The organism is Cognatundibacterium crateris, assembly GCF_010078235.1.
Lineage (GTDB): Bacteria > Pseudomonadota > Gammaproteobacteria > Burkholderiales > Burkholderiaceae_D > Undibacterium > Undibacterium crateris.
Genome location: NZ_JAABOS010000010.1, coordinates 20,291 through 36,165, shown reverse-complemented (window position 1 = coordinate 36,165; position 15,875 = coordinate 20,291). Strand labels below are relative to the sequence as shown.

Below are 15,875 nucleotides of genomic sequence, written 5' to 3'. Positions count from 1 at the left end.
CCTTATCTGTATCCTATTTAGGATGCTCAGGCCTGCTATAGTCAGGCCACTTCAGTCAGCCTTCTTTGTGTATCTATGTCTGTCTTCAACCTGCTGTTCCCCGATTTCAGTCTGATCTTGCTTGGTTTCCTGCTCGCACGCAAACAGCATTGGGGCGGACATTTCTGGGCAGGAGTGGAAAAGCTGGTCTACTTTTTCCTGTTTCCGGCACTGCTTTTTTACACTACTGCCAGAACCCAGTTTGATTTTCATTCTACCGGCAATATGCTCAAGACCGGCATCGCGGCAACTTGCTGCGCAATGGTTTTGGGCTGGCTCACGCAATTTATCTTCAAAGCGCCACCACGTTATTTTGAATCCGGCGTACAGACTGCATTCCGCTTCAATTCCTATATCGCCCTGGCGATCGCCTCCCGCCTCGCCGGTGAGCAAGGCACAGGACTAATGGCCATCCTGATCGGCTTCCTGGTCCCGCTGTGCAATATGGCAGCCGTCTATGCGCTGGCCCATAACAGTGGCCGCCTGCTCAAAGAAATCGCGAGCAATCCCTTAGTGGTCGGCACCGCCAGTGGTGTGATTTTCAGCCTGCTGGGCTGGCATCTGCCGGATGGCGTAGCCGCGACCTTATCCAGACTGGGCAATGCCTCGATTGCACTCGGTTTGCTGGCAGTCGGAGCCGGTATCCGCCTCAGCGGTTTGCATGAAGCCAAAGGCTATGCGGCCAGTTTTCTGACCATCAAACTGCTGTTGCTGCCCGCAGCTGGCTGGCTGATTGGACGCTACCTGCAATTGCCCTTGCTGCAATTGCAGATCGTCGTCATTTTCTGCGCGCTGCCGACAGCTTCCAGTGCGTTTGTGCTGGCGGCACGCATGGGTGGCAATGGACCCTTCGTCGCCTTTCTGGTATCGGCCAGCACTTTATTATCAGCGCTGAGCCTGCCATTCTGGTTAAGCGTAGTCAGGCCCTAAGCGGGTAAATTCACGCCATGCTGCTGCAAAGCCCAATGGATGTGCTCTCTGACCATGGCGGACGGATGCTCGGCGCGTGCCGATAAGGCCTGCACGATTTCCGCATCGGCATAATGCTCGCCAGCGGCATTACCGAGTCCGACCGCCAGGTTACGTAACCAGCTTTCATGGCCAATGCGCCGGATAGGGCTGCCTTCCATATGGCGTAAAAACTGTTCCTCACTCCACAGGAACAAGTCCACCATACGCGCACGATCCAGCCCGTGGCGTACTGCAAAATCATCGACCACCGCTTTTTGCGCGAATTTATTCCAGGGGCAGGCGAGCTGACAATCATCGCAGCCATACACCCGGTTGCCAATCAGACTGCGCAATTCCACCGGTATAGAACCTTGTAACTCTATCGTCAGATACGACACACAACGCCGCGCATCGACCTGATAAGGTGCGACGATGGCCTGGGTCGGACAGGCTGTGATACAGGATGAACACTGTCCGCAATGCTCAGTCACGGGTGCATCGATGGGCAGTGGAATATCGACCAGCAGCTCGCCCAGAAAAAACATGGAACCCGCATCACGACTGATCAGCAAGCTGTGTTTGCCACGCCAGCCCAGTCCGGCCTGACTGGCCAGCGCAACTTCCATCACCGGTGCGGAATCGGTAAACGCACGATAGCCGAAAGCGCCGATTTCCTGCTGTACGCGGTCGGCCAGTTGCTGTAGCCGGTTCCGCAATACCTTGTGATAATCGCGTCCCCTGGCATACACAGAAATCACCGCATCCTTGGCCGTACGACCGGCTTCGCGCGCGCGCCAGCCCTCATTATCCGGCAGATAGTTCATACGCGCTGAAATCACCCGCAACGTACCCGGCACCAGTTCCTGCGGACGGCAGCGCTTCATGCCATGTGCCGCCATATACTGCATTTCGCCATGATAGCCCGCGTCCAGCCAGCGCTGCAGGCCAGCCTCAGCATGACTCAGATCGATATCGGCAATCCGGATTTCAGCAAAACCCAGCTCGCGTCCCCAGTCCTTGATACGCTGCGCGAGCGCCTGTAATTGGTCGGGCTGCAGCGTCATCGCAGGCTCTTTGCATTTGTGTGAGTACCCGCACACGGCAGTTGTGGCCACACAAGGATGGAGCGATATGCTATGTTAGGCAAATTCATGAATAGAAAAATAGAGATTTAGCTGGAAATGTCACATTATAAAACTACCCTGCACGATGAAGCGGCCACCCAGGCTTTAGGAAAAAGTCTGGCGCAAGTGCTGCAGCCCGGCATGCTGGTGTTTTTACACGGCGATCTGGGTGCCGGTAAAACTGCACTGACACGCGCTCTGATCCATGCGGCCGGACATCAGGGCAGCGTCAAAAGCCCCACCTATACGCTGGCGGAACCGTATGCAGTGCATTTACATGGGCAGCCGGTCACGATCATGCATTTTGACCTGTACCGCATGGGAAGTCCCGAAGAATTTATCGATGCCGGTTTTCGCGAAGAACTGAATGCTCAGACCTTGTGCCTGATCGAATGGCCGGAAAAAGCCGCCGGTGTGCTGCCAGAAGCCGATTTGCATGTGCATTTATCGGTCGCCGGTGATGGTCGTGAGGTAGAATTGCACGCGTTGTCTGCAAAAGGTATCGCATGTCTCGCATCACTCCACTTCGCTCCGAATCTCTGACTGGCGGCGTCCACGCCAAAAAACGCCGCACCCTGCTGAAAGCCGGTGGCACGCTGCTGCTATCGGTGATGGCTCCGCACACTGCACAAGCCGCCAAAATTCTGGCGGTACGGGTCTGGCCAGCGGAAGATTACACCCGCGTCACGCTGGAAAATGACAGCGAACTGAAAACCAATCATTTCACAGTCAAAAATCCGGAACGCCTGGTGGTCGATATTGAGGGGCTGGAGCTCAATCCAACCTTGAAAGAACTGGTGGCGAAAATCCAGTCTAATGATCCATATATCCGTCAGGTGCGGGTAGGTCAGAATAAGCCGAATGTGGTCAGGCTGGTGTTTGATCTGAAGGAGGAAGTCAATCCTCAGGTATTCACATTGCAACCGATAGGCAACTACAAACACCGACTGGTGTTTGATCTGTATCCGGCCCAACCCACCGATCCGCTGGCGGCACTGATAGAAAAAGGTGAGTGGCAAAAAGAAGCGACCCCGCTGCAAGTTGCGCCGACTACCCCTAACCTGAACAATAATACTGGCAAACCCGAATTGCGCGGCGATGAGAAGCAAGCAAACAAGCCGGGCGACAAGATACCTGATAAGCCAACGGAAAAACCAGACACCCAGCTGGCTGAAAAAAGTGATAAAAATCGCGAAAAACCAGTCAGTCGCCTGATTACGATTGCGATTGACCCCGGCCATGGCGGCGAAGACCCGGGCGCGCTGGGACGCAATGGCAGCCGTGAAAAAGACGTGGTGCTGGCGATTGCCAAACGACTCAAGGCAAAGATTGAGCAGCTGCCGAATATGCGGGTGATGCTGACGCGTGATGGCGATTATTTCGTGCCTTTAAATGTCAGGGTAGAAAAAGCACGTGCAGTGCAGGCTGATCTGTTTATGTCGGTACATGCAGATGCTTTTGTCAACCCATCGGCGCGCGGCTCCTCAGTATTTGTACTGTCTGAAAAAGGCGCCTCCTCGACCGCTGCGCGCTGGCTGGCAGATAAGGAAAATGCTGCGGATCTGATTGGTGGCGTCAATATCAAAACCCATGATAAACAGCTGGCCAGTGTGCTGCTGGATTTGTCCACCACGGCTCAGATCAATGACAGTCTGAAGCTGGGGAAAGTCGTACTGAACGAAATCAGCGGTATCAACAAATTGCATAAGGGTGCGGTAGAACAGGCCGGCTTTGCAGTGCTGAAAGCGCCCGATATTCCCAGCATATTGATAGAAACTGCCTTTATTTCCAACCCAGAAGAAGAGGCACGCCTGACCGATAGTGAGTACCAGGATCAGATGGCAGATGCCATCGTCAAAGGCGTCAAAAAGTATTTCTCGAAAAATCCACCCTTAGCCAAAAGCCGTATGGCTTAATCGGCGCGCCCGGAGCACTCAGCGCTGTCCTTACCGCGTTCAGCGGAGGATGGCGCGGGCTCCAGCCAGGCATTCGAATCGCAGGCAGTACCAGCTGCTATCCAGCGTCGCACACGCCGTGCAAACCAGGCATCCCAGCGCTGCGGCAGCCAGCGCCAGTAGGCGGATGGCTGAATCAGCATGCCACAACGGTAGCAGCCATCCTGCTCACTCCATTGCAAAGCGCGGCAACTGCCGGACAACTGCCACAAAAAAAATTGCGCTACCGGGCAAGGCTCGGCAGCGCAACAGATTCCACAACCATTACAGGGCAAGCCCTCAGCGGGCTTAGCCGGCGCCTCCGGATGTATCCAGATCAGTCTGGCCGAAGTCCGCTCTGCTTTCATCGCAGCGTAGCCGCTTCAGGCCTTGCTGGCGACGCGGCGGAACAGTTTCCACAATGCGCCCAGCAAAAGTGGGATCACCGCGGCACCGACACCGATTAAGACGATGGTATTCAGGTTCTTTTGTATGAAGGGGATATTGCCGAAGAAATAGCCACTCAGTACCAGGCTCAGTATCCAGAACAAGGCACCCAGCACGTTATACAACTGGAAGGTGCGATGCGTCATGTCGGAAAAACCGGCGACGAAAGGTGCAAAAGTACGCACGATAGGTACAAAGCGCGCCAGCACTACCGTTTTACCGCCATGCTTCTCATAGAATTCATGGGTTTTTTTCAAGGCATTTTTGTCTATCCAACGGTAATCGCGCTCCATCACCTTATGCCCGATCAGACTACCTATCCAGTAATTGACGGTATTACCCGAGATCGATGCGATCAGCAGCAAAGCCACCAGCAACCAGGGGTTCATGGCGCCAGTCGCGCAGAAAGCGCCTGCGATGAACAGCAGGGAATCGCCGGGTAAAAATGGAAAAATGACAAATGCAGTTTCACAAAACACGATAGCAAACAGCACAACGTACACCATCGTTCCGTAATTCGCGATCACCTGCCCCAGCATTTTATCGACATGCAAAACCATGTCTAAGAGTTGCATCAAATCCATTTTCACCTCAAGTAAGGAAACCGCCGCAATCATACACTAAGGCGCATGCCGCGCAAGGCTGAAAGCATGTCAGGATGGAAGGCAAGGCCGCTCAGCAAAGGTATAATCGCAGGAATGAATGCAAATACTCCCTCCCCTCAGTCTGTCCGACCTATCCAGGCGCTGCCCGACCACCTGATTTCGCAGATCGCTGCGGGTGAGGTGGTGGAACGCCCTTCCGCTGTCGTCAAAGAAGTGCTGGAAAACGCGCTTGATGCGGGTGCCAGCAATATCCAGATCCGGCTGGAAGAAGGCGGCGTGAAACGCATCGCCATTACGGACAATGGGCGCGGTATCCCGCCCGAGCAACTGCCGCTGGCGGTAGCGCGTCATGCGACCTCTAAAATATCTTCGCTGACAGAGCTGGAAAATGTCGCCACGCTGGGCTTCCGTGGCGAAGCGCTGGCTTCGATCGCCTCGGTATCCTTGCTCACACTGACCACGCGCACAGCCGATGCCGCGCATGCCTGGCAAATTGAAAATGGACAGATTTCACCGGCTTCCGGTGCACCCGGCACCACCATCGATGTGCAGGATCTGTACTACAACACACCGGCACGGCGTAAATTCCTGAAGTCAGAACAGACGGAATTCGGCCATTGCGCCGAAGTGGTGCGCCGCATTGCGCTGGCGCGTCCTGATGTGTCCTTTTCCCTGAGCCATAACGGTAAAGCGGTCGATCACTGGAATGTGAGTGCAATCGACAAACGCAGCGCGCAAATCCTGGGCGAGAATTTTGCAGTCGCGCGGCTGCCGCTGGATGAAAGCGCCGGTCCCTTGCGTCTGCATGGTTTTGTCGGTTTGCCGACCGCTTCCAAAGGCCGTGCAGATGCGCAGTTTTTTTATGTGAATGGCCGTTTTGTACGTGACAAGCTGCTGACCCATGCGGTACGCGCCGCTTATCAGGACGTCTTACACGGCGACCGCTATCCTTCGTACGTACTGGCCCTGGATCTGGACCCGGCGCTGGTCGATGTGAATGTCCATCCGTCTAAAATTGAAGTCCGCTTCCGCGATAGCCGTGCGGTCCACCAATTTGTATTCCATGCGGTGCAGCGTGCCTTGGCACAGACCTCCGCAACCGCCTTCGGCACCGTGCCGGCGCCAGCCACTGCGGCCAGCGCGACTGCAGTACTGGCCGGAAAAACCATGCCCTGGGTCGCAGGTGAACAAGGCAGCTTTGCCAAGGAATTTGCAGCCGCCTCGCCCTATGCTGGCAGTACGCCCGGCTATACCGGTGCTGGCTCTTCCTACCCATCAGCCTGGCCACGGCCCGCAGCGCAAGGGGGCGTCTCACAAAATCTGGCGCGCTATGGCGCCTTATTTCAGGCACCTGAATCCGCTGCAGTATCTGAGCCCCACCCTGCTACGCTGCCAGCACGTGAATTGCCTGCCGATGAAAATCCGCTGGGCTTTGCACTCGCGCAGTTACATGGTGTGTACGTACTGGCGCAAAACGCCAAAGGCCTGATATTGGTCGATATGCATGCAGCGCATGAACGCATCCTGTATGAGCAATTGAAGAACGCGCTCGATGAAGACAGCATGCCAGTACAGGCCTTATTGATACCGGTGACGTTTTATGCCGATACCATCGAAGTCGCAACAGTGGAAGAGCATCAGCACACCCTGAAAACTCTGGGCTTTGATATGACAGCGATTTCGCCAACCACACTGGCAGTACGCGCGGTACCGGCCTTGTTGAAGAACGCAGATGCGCAATCGCTGGCGCGTGATGTACTGCGCGATGTCAGGGAATTTGGCGGCTCACGCGTACTGATAGACCGCCGCAATGAATTGCTGGGCACACTGGCTTGCCATACTGCAGTCAGGGCCAACCGCAGTCTGACTATCCCGGAAATGAATGCCCTGCTGCGCCAGATGGAACAAACCGAGCGCGCCGATCAATGCAATCACGGACGGCCAACCTGGGTGCAGCTGGGGCTGCAAGACCTGGATAAAATGTTCCTGCGCGGTCAGTAAGCCACACCTGCAGAACTGGCTGCCCGCTACATGTTGCAGGCAGCCAGCTCTGCTTCAAGAAAGTAAGAAATACATGAAGTTGACCAATAAAGCCATCGCGATTATGGGCCCGACTGCATCCGGTAAAACGGCTGCAGCACTGGAAATCGCGCGCCATCTGCCAGCCGAAATCATTTCGGTTGATTCTGCGCTGGTATATCGCGATATGAATATCGGCACCGCCAAACCCAGTGCAGACGAACTGGCAGCGGTGCCGCATCACCTGATCGACATTATCGATGCGGCAGACAGCTATTCAGTCGCCAGCTTCCGCAAAGAGGCTGCACGCTTAGTCCAGGATATACAAAGCCGCGGCAAACTGCCCTTGCTGGTGGGCGGCACCATGATGTATTTCAATGCACTTAAACACGGACTCGATGAACTGCCTGCAGCCGATGCAGCGCTGCGCGCTGAACTAGATACAGAAGCCGAACGCATAGGCGTACCTGGCTTGCATGCGCGCCTGGCACAAGTCGATCCGGAAACCGCAGCGCGACTGGCGCCAAATGACAGCCAGCGCATACAACGCGCACTGGAAATCTATCACCTGACTGGCCAGGCTATGTCGGCACTGCTGGCAAAACAAGTACGCAGCGGCCCGGACTTTCCTATGCTGTCTATTTCACTGGAACCCAGCGAACGCTCGGTGCTGCATCAGCGTATCGAGCGCCGCTTTGATCTGATGCTGGAACAAGGCTTTCTGGATGAAGTACGCGCCTTAAAACAAAGGCCTGAGCTGCATGCTGACCTGCCATCTATCCGCTGCGTCGGTTATCGCCAGGCCTGGGATTACCTGAATCAGCATTGCAGTTACGAAGAAATGCGTGAACGCGGCATCATCGCCACCCGCCAGTTAGCCAAGCGCCAGATCACCTGGCTACGCTCCATGCCCGAGCGCCACGTGATCGACTGCCTGAGCGCGCGCCCATTGCTGAGCATACTCGACACCACCTATAAATATCTGAACGACGCTTGACAAAGGCATCAAATCTCTCCATAATGTCGGTCTTTCGGTGATATAGCTCAGCTGGTTAGAGCACAGCACTCATAATGCTGGGGTCGGTGGTTCAAGTCCACCTATCACCACCAGAATGCTAAGCCCTTTGATTCGCAAGAATCAAAGGGCTTTTGCTTTTGCCTCAGCAAAAAAATATCACCCGCCTGCATTTCAAAGGACTGTACGCCTTCAAAGCTAAGCAGATCTCGCCTTGGCAATATCCATCTGCATCAACGTTATCACTCAGATTTTGAGCACAAAAAAAACCCCGGAAAAACTTCCCGGGGTTAATTCGTTTGCGCTGCTTTCGTGTGAGCAGCTTTTGCATGAGCACTTCCGTTTACACAGCTGCTTATTTGGCTTTAGCCGCATTCACAGCTGCTGCTGCATCAACAATACCGCCACCGCAAGCCGGGCAGTTTGCCGGTGGACGACGCGAGGTCTTGATCAGCAGATCTTTGACCTGTGCCTGAGTCAGCTTAGGATTCACAGAAAGCATCAGCGCAACCACGCCGGCAACGTGTGGTGTCGCCTGAGAAGTTCCTGCCATTCCGCCGTAGGCATTCACTTCAGCAGAAGACATCGCCGTGTAACTGGTTTTCCCTGTTGGCAGTGTCGAGAAAATGACATCTTCTGCTTTAGAATAACCACCACCAGGAGCAGCAACCGTCACTGTGCCGCCGTAGTTGGAGTAGTAAGCGCGTCCGCCAGTAATATCCGTCGATGCAACGGTAATCACACCCGGGCAATTTGCCGGGCTGGACAACTTGGCATCAATTGCTTCATTACCCGCTGCGATCACCACGATCGTTCCCGCATCCATTGCCGCCTTGTAGGCAGCGGCCGTGGTTTTGCTACAAGCATGAATACCACCCAGCGACAAATTGATCACATTGGCTTTGTTGGCATTGACTGGCATGTTAGGAACTGTCAGTCCGGCAGACCATGCAACTGCATCAGAAATGTCGGACGTGCTGCCACCGCACTGCCCCAGTACGCGCAACGGCAACACTTTCGCCATTGGTGCGACACCGGTGATGCCTTTGCCGTTATTGGCAGCAGCGGCTATCGTTCCCGCCACATGGCTACCATGCCAGGAGCTGTCATCTGCACCAGACGTTTTGAAGCAAGAGGAATTAGCATCCACCCAGTCGCCCATATCCAATGCATCTGGCCCGCGCACTGAGCTTCCGCTGGCTGGCTTAGGCAAACGTGCGACCACATAACTGGAGATAAAGTTGTAGCCGTATTGTCCAGCCTGACCGCCTTGTGCAGGAATCAGATTGTCCATCAGATCTTCATGCGGGACGTAACCGGTATCAGCAACTGCCACCACAATACCTTTACCCTGCGTGACATCCCATGCCGCCGGGAGGTTCAGTCCACCTGGCTGCTTACTCGATTCCTGCATATCCCACTGCTTGCTTGCATAGGACGGATCGGTAGGCACAGCAAGGCGGCGCATGATGTAATCCGGCTCAGCGTATTCAACCGAACTGTCACTTGCTGCGATCTTCTTGGCCAGGGCGATCAACTGAGAAGTCGAGAGATTGCCGCTTGACTTATAAACCCAGGCGCCGGTTGCTAACTGACGTTTAATTTCAAACGTCATACCAGTACTGGCCGTAGCCTGCTGCAATTTGGACAAGCGTTGCGCCTGCAAATTCAGCAGTTCACCCTGGCCACCTTTGGAGGATGCATAAGCCTCCGCGTTGAAACGGTCATTGCGATACTTCACAATGATCTGATCCAGATACTCCTCCTGCCCTGACTGCACTTTGTTTGCGCTAGCCTTGCTTGGTGCGGTTACATTCGCTGTTGTGGTGCCAGATACCAGCACCGCACCGAATGCGGCGGCAAGGATAAATGCCGATTTTTTGAGTGTTAATTTCATAAATTGAGTCTCCGATGTCTAAGTTCCGTGAACTAATCAGCGTTAGTTGCTAAATGGGATTTTGGTGAGGTTGGCGATGATGGAGCTACTATCACCACCCGCCCAGGCATCTCCCCAGGTCACGTAAGAGCCATCTTTTGCCACTGCCAAAAATGCACCGTAAGGTGTCGCATAAATGGCGCGAATATTGATCAGCTTAGCGGCCACATCTGCACTGTCGCCACCTTTGCTACCCATGCCCCAGGTCACGACTGTTCCGTCAGATTTCAACGCAGCGAATGCAAATTTATTAGCAGTAATTGCCACTACATTCGTCAGGCGTGCTGCCACTGCCGAGCTGTCACCGCCATTTTGCGGATCACCCCAGGTCACAACGCTGCCATCTTGTTTCAATGCCGCGAATGCATATTCGGAATTCACGATCGACTTCACATTGACCAGCGAGGACTGAACCTTATTCAGGCTGTCATTCATACGGATCGCATCGCCCCAGGCGACGACGGAGCCATCTTCTTTCAGGGCAGCGAACGCTGTGTTGGTCGAATAAACCTGCGCAACATTAACGAGTAACTTAGCCACAGAACCGGCATCAGCTGAATCAACTTCTGCGGCGTAACCAAACGCAGTAGCCGCTTTTTTGCCATCGATTGCGACACCGGTATAGCCATTCATGAACAATTTGGCACCACCTGTTACCTCAGGAACCGGTACCGACTGATCATCACCAGAATGTCCGTAGCCATATCCCCAGTTGACCACAGTGCCATCTTTACGCAAAGCCAGGAAGTCGTAATTGCCGCCGACGATTTGTGTGACATCTTTGAGGATAGCCTTCACATAGCTGGAATCGCCGCCGGTACTCTGTTTACCGAAAGTAACCACCGTACCATCCTTTTTCAGGGCAGCATAAGAGCCCTCATTGCTGACGATGGTCAGCACATCTTTCATGGCGGCTTTCACGGCAGGACTGAAGCCAAACGATTGATTGACCATCATTACATCAGCATCCTTCATGCCACGGGCACGCCCCCAGGCTGCGACGGTGCCATCTTTTTTGACCGCAAAATAGGCGACTTTACCCGGAATAATCGCGGCAACATCAGTCAAAGGATCGGTCGCAATCGCACCAGTGGCTGGATAGGCGAGTTTAGGATCTGCAATACCAACAAAGCTACTGCCCCAGGCTTTCACCGTTGCATCAGGCAAAATGGCAGCAAACCCACGTTCAGAAGGATAAAGTTGAGTAACGTTGGTAATACTGGCTGACAATGTACCGCCGGCACCCCAGACCGGATTACCCCAGGCAATTGGACTTCCCGATTTAAGGACTGCAAACGCTGCAGCGGAGCTGAAGACAGAGTTAGCCGCCAAGGTTTGCGAAGCACTCACATCACTGCAGCTGGCAGTCGCTACCACAGCAGCATCAGGCTGAGTGTCTTGTATGCTGAGTCCGCTACCCAGCTTAACGCCACCCGCCGTAGCCCAGCTGACTGTCGGTGCGGACGCGCAATTGCTCGCATTGACGACGGCAGTTAAGGTACTGCCCCTGGCACCGAATACGTCGATACTGACTTCAGGTTTTGCCTGGGCCAGTACTTCACTCAGTTGGGAATCCCCCCCGCAACCTGCAACCAGCATCCCTACGGTCGAGGTCAGTAAAATGGATTTATAGTGTCTCATATAATTTATGTTATCCAGAGAATTGATCGAATTTTGAGCAATTAATTTTCACAACAAAAGCAAACGTTTCAAACTTAGGTAAAAAATTTTCACTCATGGATATATTAGCCACAAGAACATTAAAAGAAGATACTTTTGCAGGCATTTCGATATAAATTATTACAATAAGGTTACAAATACGTCCCTATTTCGCAACACTTATGCACAGGTCGTTGGTTTTTTCTTTTGTTTTTGCTACGTAAGTGCCAAAAAAAATACCTGCCGGGCAGCAATCCCGGCAGGCAATGTTAGCAAAAGATCAGTTCGTCGTTAGATGAAGTTTCTTGCAACAGTTTAGTTTCAGATGCCCCTTTTTTGTGCAGTCAGTCTGGCGACTACTGCCACCAAACGGTCCACTTCTTCGCAAGTGTTGTAGAACGCCAGCGAAGGCCGCACGGTGGCTTCGAGACCAAAACGGCGCAGGATGGGTTGGGCACAATGGTGGCCGGAACGGACTGCAATTCCTTCCTCATTGAGCGCTTTACCGACTTGCTCGGTCTGATATCCAGCCAGCACAAAAGACAATACGCTGGCTTTGTCTTGCGCCGTTCCGACCAGACGCACACCGGGAATCGCCTGCATGCCATGGGTGGCATATACCAGCAAGTCATGCTCATAGCGGGCGATGTTTTCTATGCCTATACGCTCTATGTAATCAATTGCCGCGCCCAGTCCGACTGCATCAGCGATGTTGCCGGTTCCCGCCTCAAAACGCGCCGGTGGCGGCTGATATACGGTGCGTTCAAACGTCACATCGGCAATCATATTGCCACCGCCCTGCCAGGGTGGCATCTGTTCAAGCAAGGCGCGTTTGCCATACACCACGCCTATCCCGGTTGGCGCAAATAATTTGTGTCCGGAAAACACAAAAAAGTCGGCATCCAGCGTTTGTACATTGACACGCATATGAGAAACAGATTGCGCGCCATCGACCAATACTTTCGCACCAGCCCGGTGCGCCAGCTCTATGATCTGCGCGACCGGAACCACGGTGCCCAGCGCATTCGATACCTGCGTAACGGATACCAGTTTGGTGCGGCTATTGAGTAAACGGCTGAACTCGCTGAGCAAGACCTGGCCTGTATCATCGACCGGTATCACCCGCAGTTTCGCACCTTTACGCGCTGCAAGCTGCTGCCAGGGCACAATGTTGGCGTGGTGCTCCAGATGTGAAACGATAATCTCATCATCCTTGCCTATGTGCTGCTCCCCCCAGGTATTGGCGATCAGATTGATGCCTTCGGTGGTACCGCGCACAAAAATAATCTCTTCCGGCGAAGCGGCACCGAGAAAGCGAGTGACTTTTTTACGCGCAGCTTCATACGCATCGGTGGCACGGGCAGCCAGCTCGTGCGCGGCGCGATGGATATTCGAGTTTTCGTGTGCGTAGAAATACGCGATGCGGTCTATCACCGATTGCGGTTTCTGGGTGGTCGCTGCATTGTCGAACCAAACCAGCTGACGCCCATTCACTCTTTCCTGCAAAATGGGGAAATCAGCGCGTATCGCATGCACATCAAATGGCGGTCGGGCACTGGCTGCCAGATTTGGCACGGCGCCCGCATGGTGTCCACTGGGGCCGGGATATCTGGCTGGTTCAATGAAGTAATAGGCTTGCGCAGGATCGGACGGACGTGCTGCCGCAATCCCGCCAGAATGCAGCGCCGGCTCATCTTTGCTCAGCAAGCCACGCAAGTCATGATCTGTCGGTGTATTGAAACTTTGCAGATCAGGCAAACGGTGTCCGCCTGCAGCGGATGGATAAGCACTGGCTTCACCCAGAAAATAATACGGGCTGGCCGCTGGCGTAGCGTGATGCTCAGACAGCAGGCTGATCGCGGGAAGCGCCGCCGCATAGCCTGGCGGCACGCCCTGCGCGAGCCCTGATTTGGGAGAAGCTGGCGGCGCTTCTTGCAGACCCGATGGCGCAACCTGCAACACAGGCGCGGGTAACGCTGCGGCGTTCCCCGGTACTATTTGGCGCTCTGGACGCTCTGGTCTGACTTCCCCGTTCGGCAAGGTGGCGAAGAAATCATTCGCCAGTTCTGCCAATTGCGCCAACGCTGCCGGGTCAGGCAAACCACTGCGATGAGGTAGTGGGGCTGTACTCATGGGTTTTATTTGTAAGTATCGGGATAATCATGGAACTTGCCAATTTCTACATCGTCAAGCACCGCCAGTGCATCGTCAGACTGTATCGCGAGTGAGCAATACAGAGAAATCAGATACGAAGAAATTGCATTACGGCTGATGCCCATGAAGCGCACAGATAAGCCCGGGCTCTGCTCGCCGGCCAGACCTGGCTGGAACAAGCCAACCACGCCCTGACGTTTATCACCGACGCGCAGCAACATGATTTTGGTTTTGCCATCGGCCACCGGAACTTTGTCCGAAGGAACCAGGGGAATACCACGCCAGGTCAGGAATTGCGAACCGAACAGGCTGACAGTAGGTGGTGGCACACCGCGTCGTGTGCATTCACGACCGAAAGCAGCGATCGCCAGCGGGTGGGTCAGGAAGAATGCAGGCTCTTTCCAAACCTTGCTCAGCAACTCATCAAGATCATCTGGGGTAGGTGCTCCGGTCAGTGGAAAAATACGCTGTTCTTCGGCCACATTCGCCAGCAAACCATAGTCAGGATTATTGATCAGCTCACTTTCCTGGCGTTCTTTGATGGTCTCTACCGTCAAACGCAATTGTTCCTTGATCTGGTCATGCGGACTGCTGTACAGATCAGAAACCCGGGTATGCACATCGAGTACGGTGGACACCGCATTCAAAAAATATTCACGCGGCTTTTCATCGTAATCGACAAAGGTTTGCGGCAATTCAGACTCATCACGCTGGGAACAGGCGACCCGCACATCGCGTGGATTTTTCACCTTATTTAAGCGATAAATACCCGCTTCGACCGGCAGCCATTCCAGCAAATGCGTGAGCCAGCGCGGGCTGACGGTAGAGAGCTTAGGGACGGTTTTCGTTGCATTCGCTAACTGGCGCGCTGCATCATCACTCAGTGCTAATTGCGGGGAAGGTACTTCTGCCATATCTGCTCCAAAATTTAAGGTGGTTGAAAAACTGCTGTTAAAGGTGATGCAAAATCTGTCAAAAAAAATCCTGCGTCTAATTAGGAATCAGAGGCAGGAAGGTGTTGTATTTGCTGCTGTATTTGCTGTTGAGACCCAGCCTGTGTCACGTGTGCACCCGCCGGGACATCCTGGGTAATCCAGACATTACCGCCGATCACAGCCCCGCGGCCCAGCGTGATGCGACCCAGCACAGTCGCACCGGCATAAATCACGACATCGTCTTCCACCACAGGATGACGTGGCAGGCCTTTTTGCAGATTGCCGTCTGCATCAGTGGGAAAGCGTTTAGCGCCCAAGGTTACAGCCTGATAGATGCGTACATTGGCGCCTATCACTGCCGTCTCCCCGATCACGACGCCAGTGCCGTGATCGATGAAAAAGCCAGTTCCTATGCTGGCACCGGGATGGATATCAATACCGGTCTGGGCATGAGCCAGCTCGGCGGCAATGCGCGCCAGCAGCGGCAGACCGAGCCGGTACAACTGATGAGCGATACGATGATGTATCAGTGCCAGTATGCCGGGATAGCACAGCAGCACTTCATCCACGCTGCGCGCTGCCGGATCGCCTTGATAAGCGGCCAGCACATCGGTATCGAGCAGGGTCCGGATTTCCGGCAGCGAACGTGAAAAGCTGCGCACGATTTGTAAGGCTTGTTGCCCGATATCCACCGCATCTTGCGCCTGATAGCGGGCGGCATACTGCAACTCCAGTCTGGCTTGCGCATACAAGGAATGCAGCACCAGATCCAGCGTGTGACCGACATAGAAGTCTTCGCTTTCCTGACGCAATTGGACTGGCCCGAGACGCATAGGAAATAAAGCACCACGTAAATCAGTCAGTATCTGCGCCACCGCATCCCGGGAGGGCAGTTCGCGCCCGCCGGGTTCGGTAGGACGGCGGCGCGCTTCGCGCCATTTCTGCCTGACTGCGGCTAACTCACTGACAACCCGTTCGATATCAAAATCCGGCACCCGGGTATCGATGGGAAGAATCGTTTTGACTTTGGCATTCACACTCATTTGCGCTTACTCCG

13 protein-coding genes and 1 tRNA gene are annotated in these 15,875 nt (G+C 54.2%); 6 read left to right on the top strand and 8 right to left on the bottom strand.

Going from position 1 to position 15,875, the window contains the following annotated elements; translation table 11 throughout:
* Positions 1-75 precede the first annotated feature (75 nt).
* Positions 76-969, top strand: coding sequence for an AEC family transporter (locus EYB48_RS16615; RefSeq protein ID WP_162021504.1), 894 nt, complete (start codon positions 76-78; stop codon positions 967-969).
* Here the strand turns inward: EYB48_RS16615 and queG are convergent.
* Entirely contained in the window at positions 966-2,054 is a 1,089-nt protein-coding gene (gene queG, locus EYB48_RS16610) for a tRNA epoxyqueuosine(34) reductase QueG (protein WP_162021503.1), read from the bottom strand. The genes EYB48_RS16615 and queG overlap by 4 nt on opposite strands.
* A 117-nt stretch (positions 2,055-2,171) precedes the next feature.
* Here queG and tsaE point away from each other — a divergent pair, with 117 nt between their 5' ends.
* Both tsaE and EYB48_RS16600 read left to right on the top strand, forming a co-directional pair.
* Positions 2,172-2,657 (top strand): tRNA (adenosine(37)-N6)-threonylcarbamoyltransferase complex ATPase subunit type 1 TsaE, encoded by a 486-nt coding sequence (gene tsaE / locus EYB48_RS16605; protein ID WP_162021502.1) that lies wholly within the window; start codon positions 2,172-2,174, stop codon positions 2,655-2,657.
* Positions 2,621-4,030, top strand: coding sequence for an N-acetylmuramoyl-L-alanine amidase (locus tag EYB48_RS16600; RefSeq protein WP_162021501.1), 1,410 nt, complete (start codon positions 2,621-2,623; stop codon positions 4,028-4,030). The genes tsaE and EYB48_RS16600 overlap by 37 nt, the downstream gene beginning before the upstream one ends.
* Here the strand turns inward: EYB48_RS16600 and EYB48_RS16595 are convergent.
* Together EYB48_RS16595 and EYB48_RS16590 are read right to left on the bottom strand one after the other, a co-directional pair.
* A complete protein-coding gene (locus tag EYB48_RS16595; RefSeq protein ID WP_162021500.1) occupies positions 4,027-4,416 on the bottom strand; it encodes a hypothetical protein in 390 nt (129 codons plus the stop codon). The two genes, EYB48_RS16600 and EYB48_RS16595, sit on opposite strands and share 4 nt — an antisense overlap.
* Positions 4,417-4,431: 15 nt before the next feature.
* On the bottom strand, positions 4,432-5,079 hold the full coding sequence (locus EYB48_RS16590; RefSeq protein WP_162021499.1) for a VTT domain-containing protein: 648 nt from the start codon (positions 5,077-5,079) through the stop codon (positions 4,432-4,434).
* 114 nt (positions 5,080-5,193) lie between these two features.
* On the opposite strand from EYB48_RS16590, the gene mutL reads away from it, so the two are divergent.
* The 3 genes from mutL (at position 5,194) to EYB48_RS16575 (ending at position 8,229) form a co-directional block, all read left to right on the top strand.
* Positions 5,194-7,101, top strand: a complete 1,908-nt coding sequence (mutL, locus tag EYB48_RS16585) for a DNA mismatch repair endonuclease MutL (RefSeq protein WP_162021498.1) — start codon at positions 5,194-5,196, stop codon at positions 7,099-7,101.
* Positions 7,102-7,174: 73 nt separating this feature from the next.
* Entirely contained in the window at positions 7,175-8,116 is a 942-nt protein-coding gene (miaA, locus tag EYB48_RS16580) for a tRNA (adenosine(37)-N6)-dimethylallyltransferase MiaA (protein ID WP_162021497.1), read from the top strand.
* Positions 8,117-8,152: 36 nt separating this feature from the next.
* Positions 8,153-8,229 (top strand) — tRNA-Met (locus tag EYB48_RS16575).
* A gap of 260 nt (positions 8,230-8,489) precedes the next feature.
* Here EYB48_RS16575 and EYB48_RS16570 read toward each other — a convergent pair.
* The 5 genes from EYB48_RS16570 to epsC form a co-directional block, all read right to left on the bottom strand.
* On the bottom strand, positions 8,490-10,031 hold the full coding sequence (locus tag EYB48_RS16570) for a S8 family peptidase (protein ID WP_162021496.1): 1,542 nt from the start codon (positions 10,029-10,031) through the stop codon (positions 8,490-8,492).
* A gap of 42 nt (positions 10,032-10,073) precedes the next feature.
* Positions 10,074-11,711 (bottom strand): RCC1 domain-containing protein, encoded by a 1,638-nt coding sequence (locus EYB48_RS16565; protein ID WP_162021495.1) that lies wholly within the window; start codon positions 11,709-11,711, stop codon positions 10,074-10,076.
* Positions 11,712-12,050: 339 nt separating this feature from the next.
* On the bottom strand, positions 12,051-13,862 hold the full coding sequence (locus EYB48_RS16560; protein WP_162021494.1) for a family 2A encapsulin nanocompartment cargo protein cysteine desulfurase: 1,812 nt from the start codon (positions 13,860-13,862) through the stop codon (positions 12,051-12,053).
* A gap of 5 nt (positions 13,863-13,867) precedes the next feature.
* Entirely contained in the window at positions 13,868-14,797 is a 930-nt protein-coding gene (locus EYB48_RS16555) for a family 2A encapsulin nanocompartment shell protein (RefSeq protein WP_162021493.1), read from the bottom strand.
* 80 nt (positions 14,798-14,877) lie between these two features.
* Positions 14,878-15,861: a serine O-acetyltransferase EpsC gene (gene epsC / locus EYB48_RS16550; protein ID WP_202927815.1), complete on the bottom strand. Its 984-nt coding sequence runs from the start codon at positions 15,859-15,861 to the stop codon at positions 14,878-14,880.
* Positions 15,862-15,875: the final 14 nt, after the last annotated feature.

Coding starts and splice junctions, on each gene's coding strand:
- queG (WP_162021503.1), bottom strand. CDS start 2,054: ATGACGCTGCAGCCCGACCAATTACAGGCGCTCGCGCAGCGTATCAAG.
- EYB48_RS16560 (WP_162021494.1), bottom strand. CDS start 13,862: ATGAGTACAGCCCCACTACCTCATCGCAGTGGTTTGCCTGACCCGGCA.
- EYB48_RS16570 (WP_162021496.1), bottom strand. CDS start 10,031: ATGAAATTAACACTCAAAAAATCGGCATTTATCCTTGCCGCCGCATTC.
- EYB48_RS16595 (WP_162021500.1), bottom strand. CDS start 4,416: ATGAAAGCAGAGCGGACTTCGGCCAGACTGATCTGGATACATCCGGAG.
- EYB48_RS16600 (WP_162021501.1), top strand. CDS start 2,621: ATGTCTCGCATCACTCCACTTCGCTCCGAATCTCTGACTGGCGGCGTC.
- EYB48_RS16555 (WP_162021493.1), bottom strand. CDS start 14,797: ATGGCAGAAGTACCTTCCCCGCAATTAGCACTGAGTGATGATGCAGCG.
- EYB48_RS16590 (WP_162021499.1), bottom strand. CDS start 5,079: ATGGATTTGATGCAACTCTTAGACATGGTTTTGCATGTCGATAAAATG.
- miaA (WP_162021497.1), top strand. CDS start 7,175: ATGAAGTTGACCAATAAAGCCATCGCGATTATGGGCCCGACTGCATCC.
- tsaE (WP_162021502.1), top strand. CDS start 2,172: ATGTCACATTATAAAACTACCCTGCACGATGAAGCGGCCACCCAGGCT.
- epsC (WP_202927815.1), bottom strand. CDS start 15,861: ATGAGTGTGAATGCCAAAGTCAAAACGATTCTTCCCATCGATACCCGG.
- EYB48_RS16565 (WP_162021495.1), bottom strand. CDS start 11,711: ATGAGACACTATAAATCCATTTTACTGACCTCGACCGTAGGGATGCTG.
- mutL (WP_162021498.1), top strand. CDS start 5,194: ATGAATGCAAATACTCCCTCCCCTCAGTCTGTCCGACCTATCCAGGCG.
- EYB48_RS16615 (WP_162021504.1), top strand. CDS start 76: ATGTCTGTCTTCAACCTGCTGTTCCCCGATTTCAGTCTGATCTTGCTT.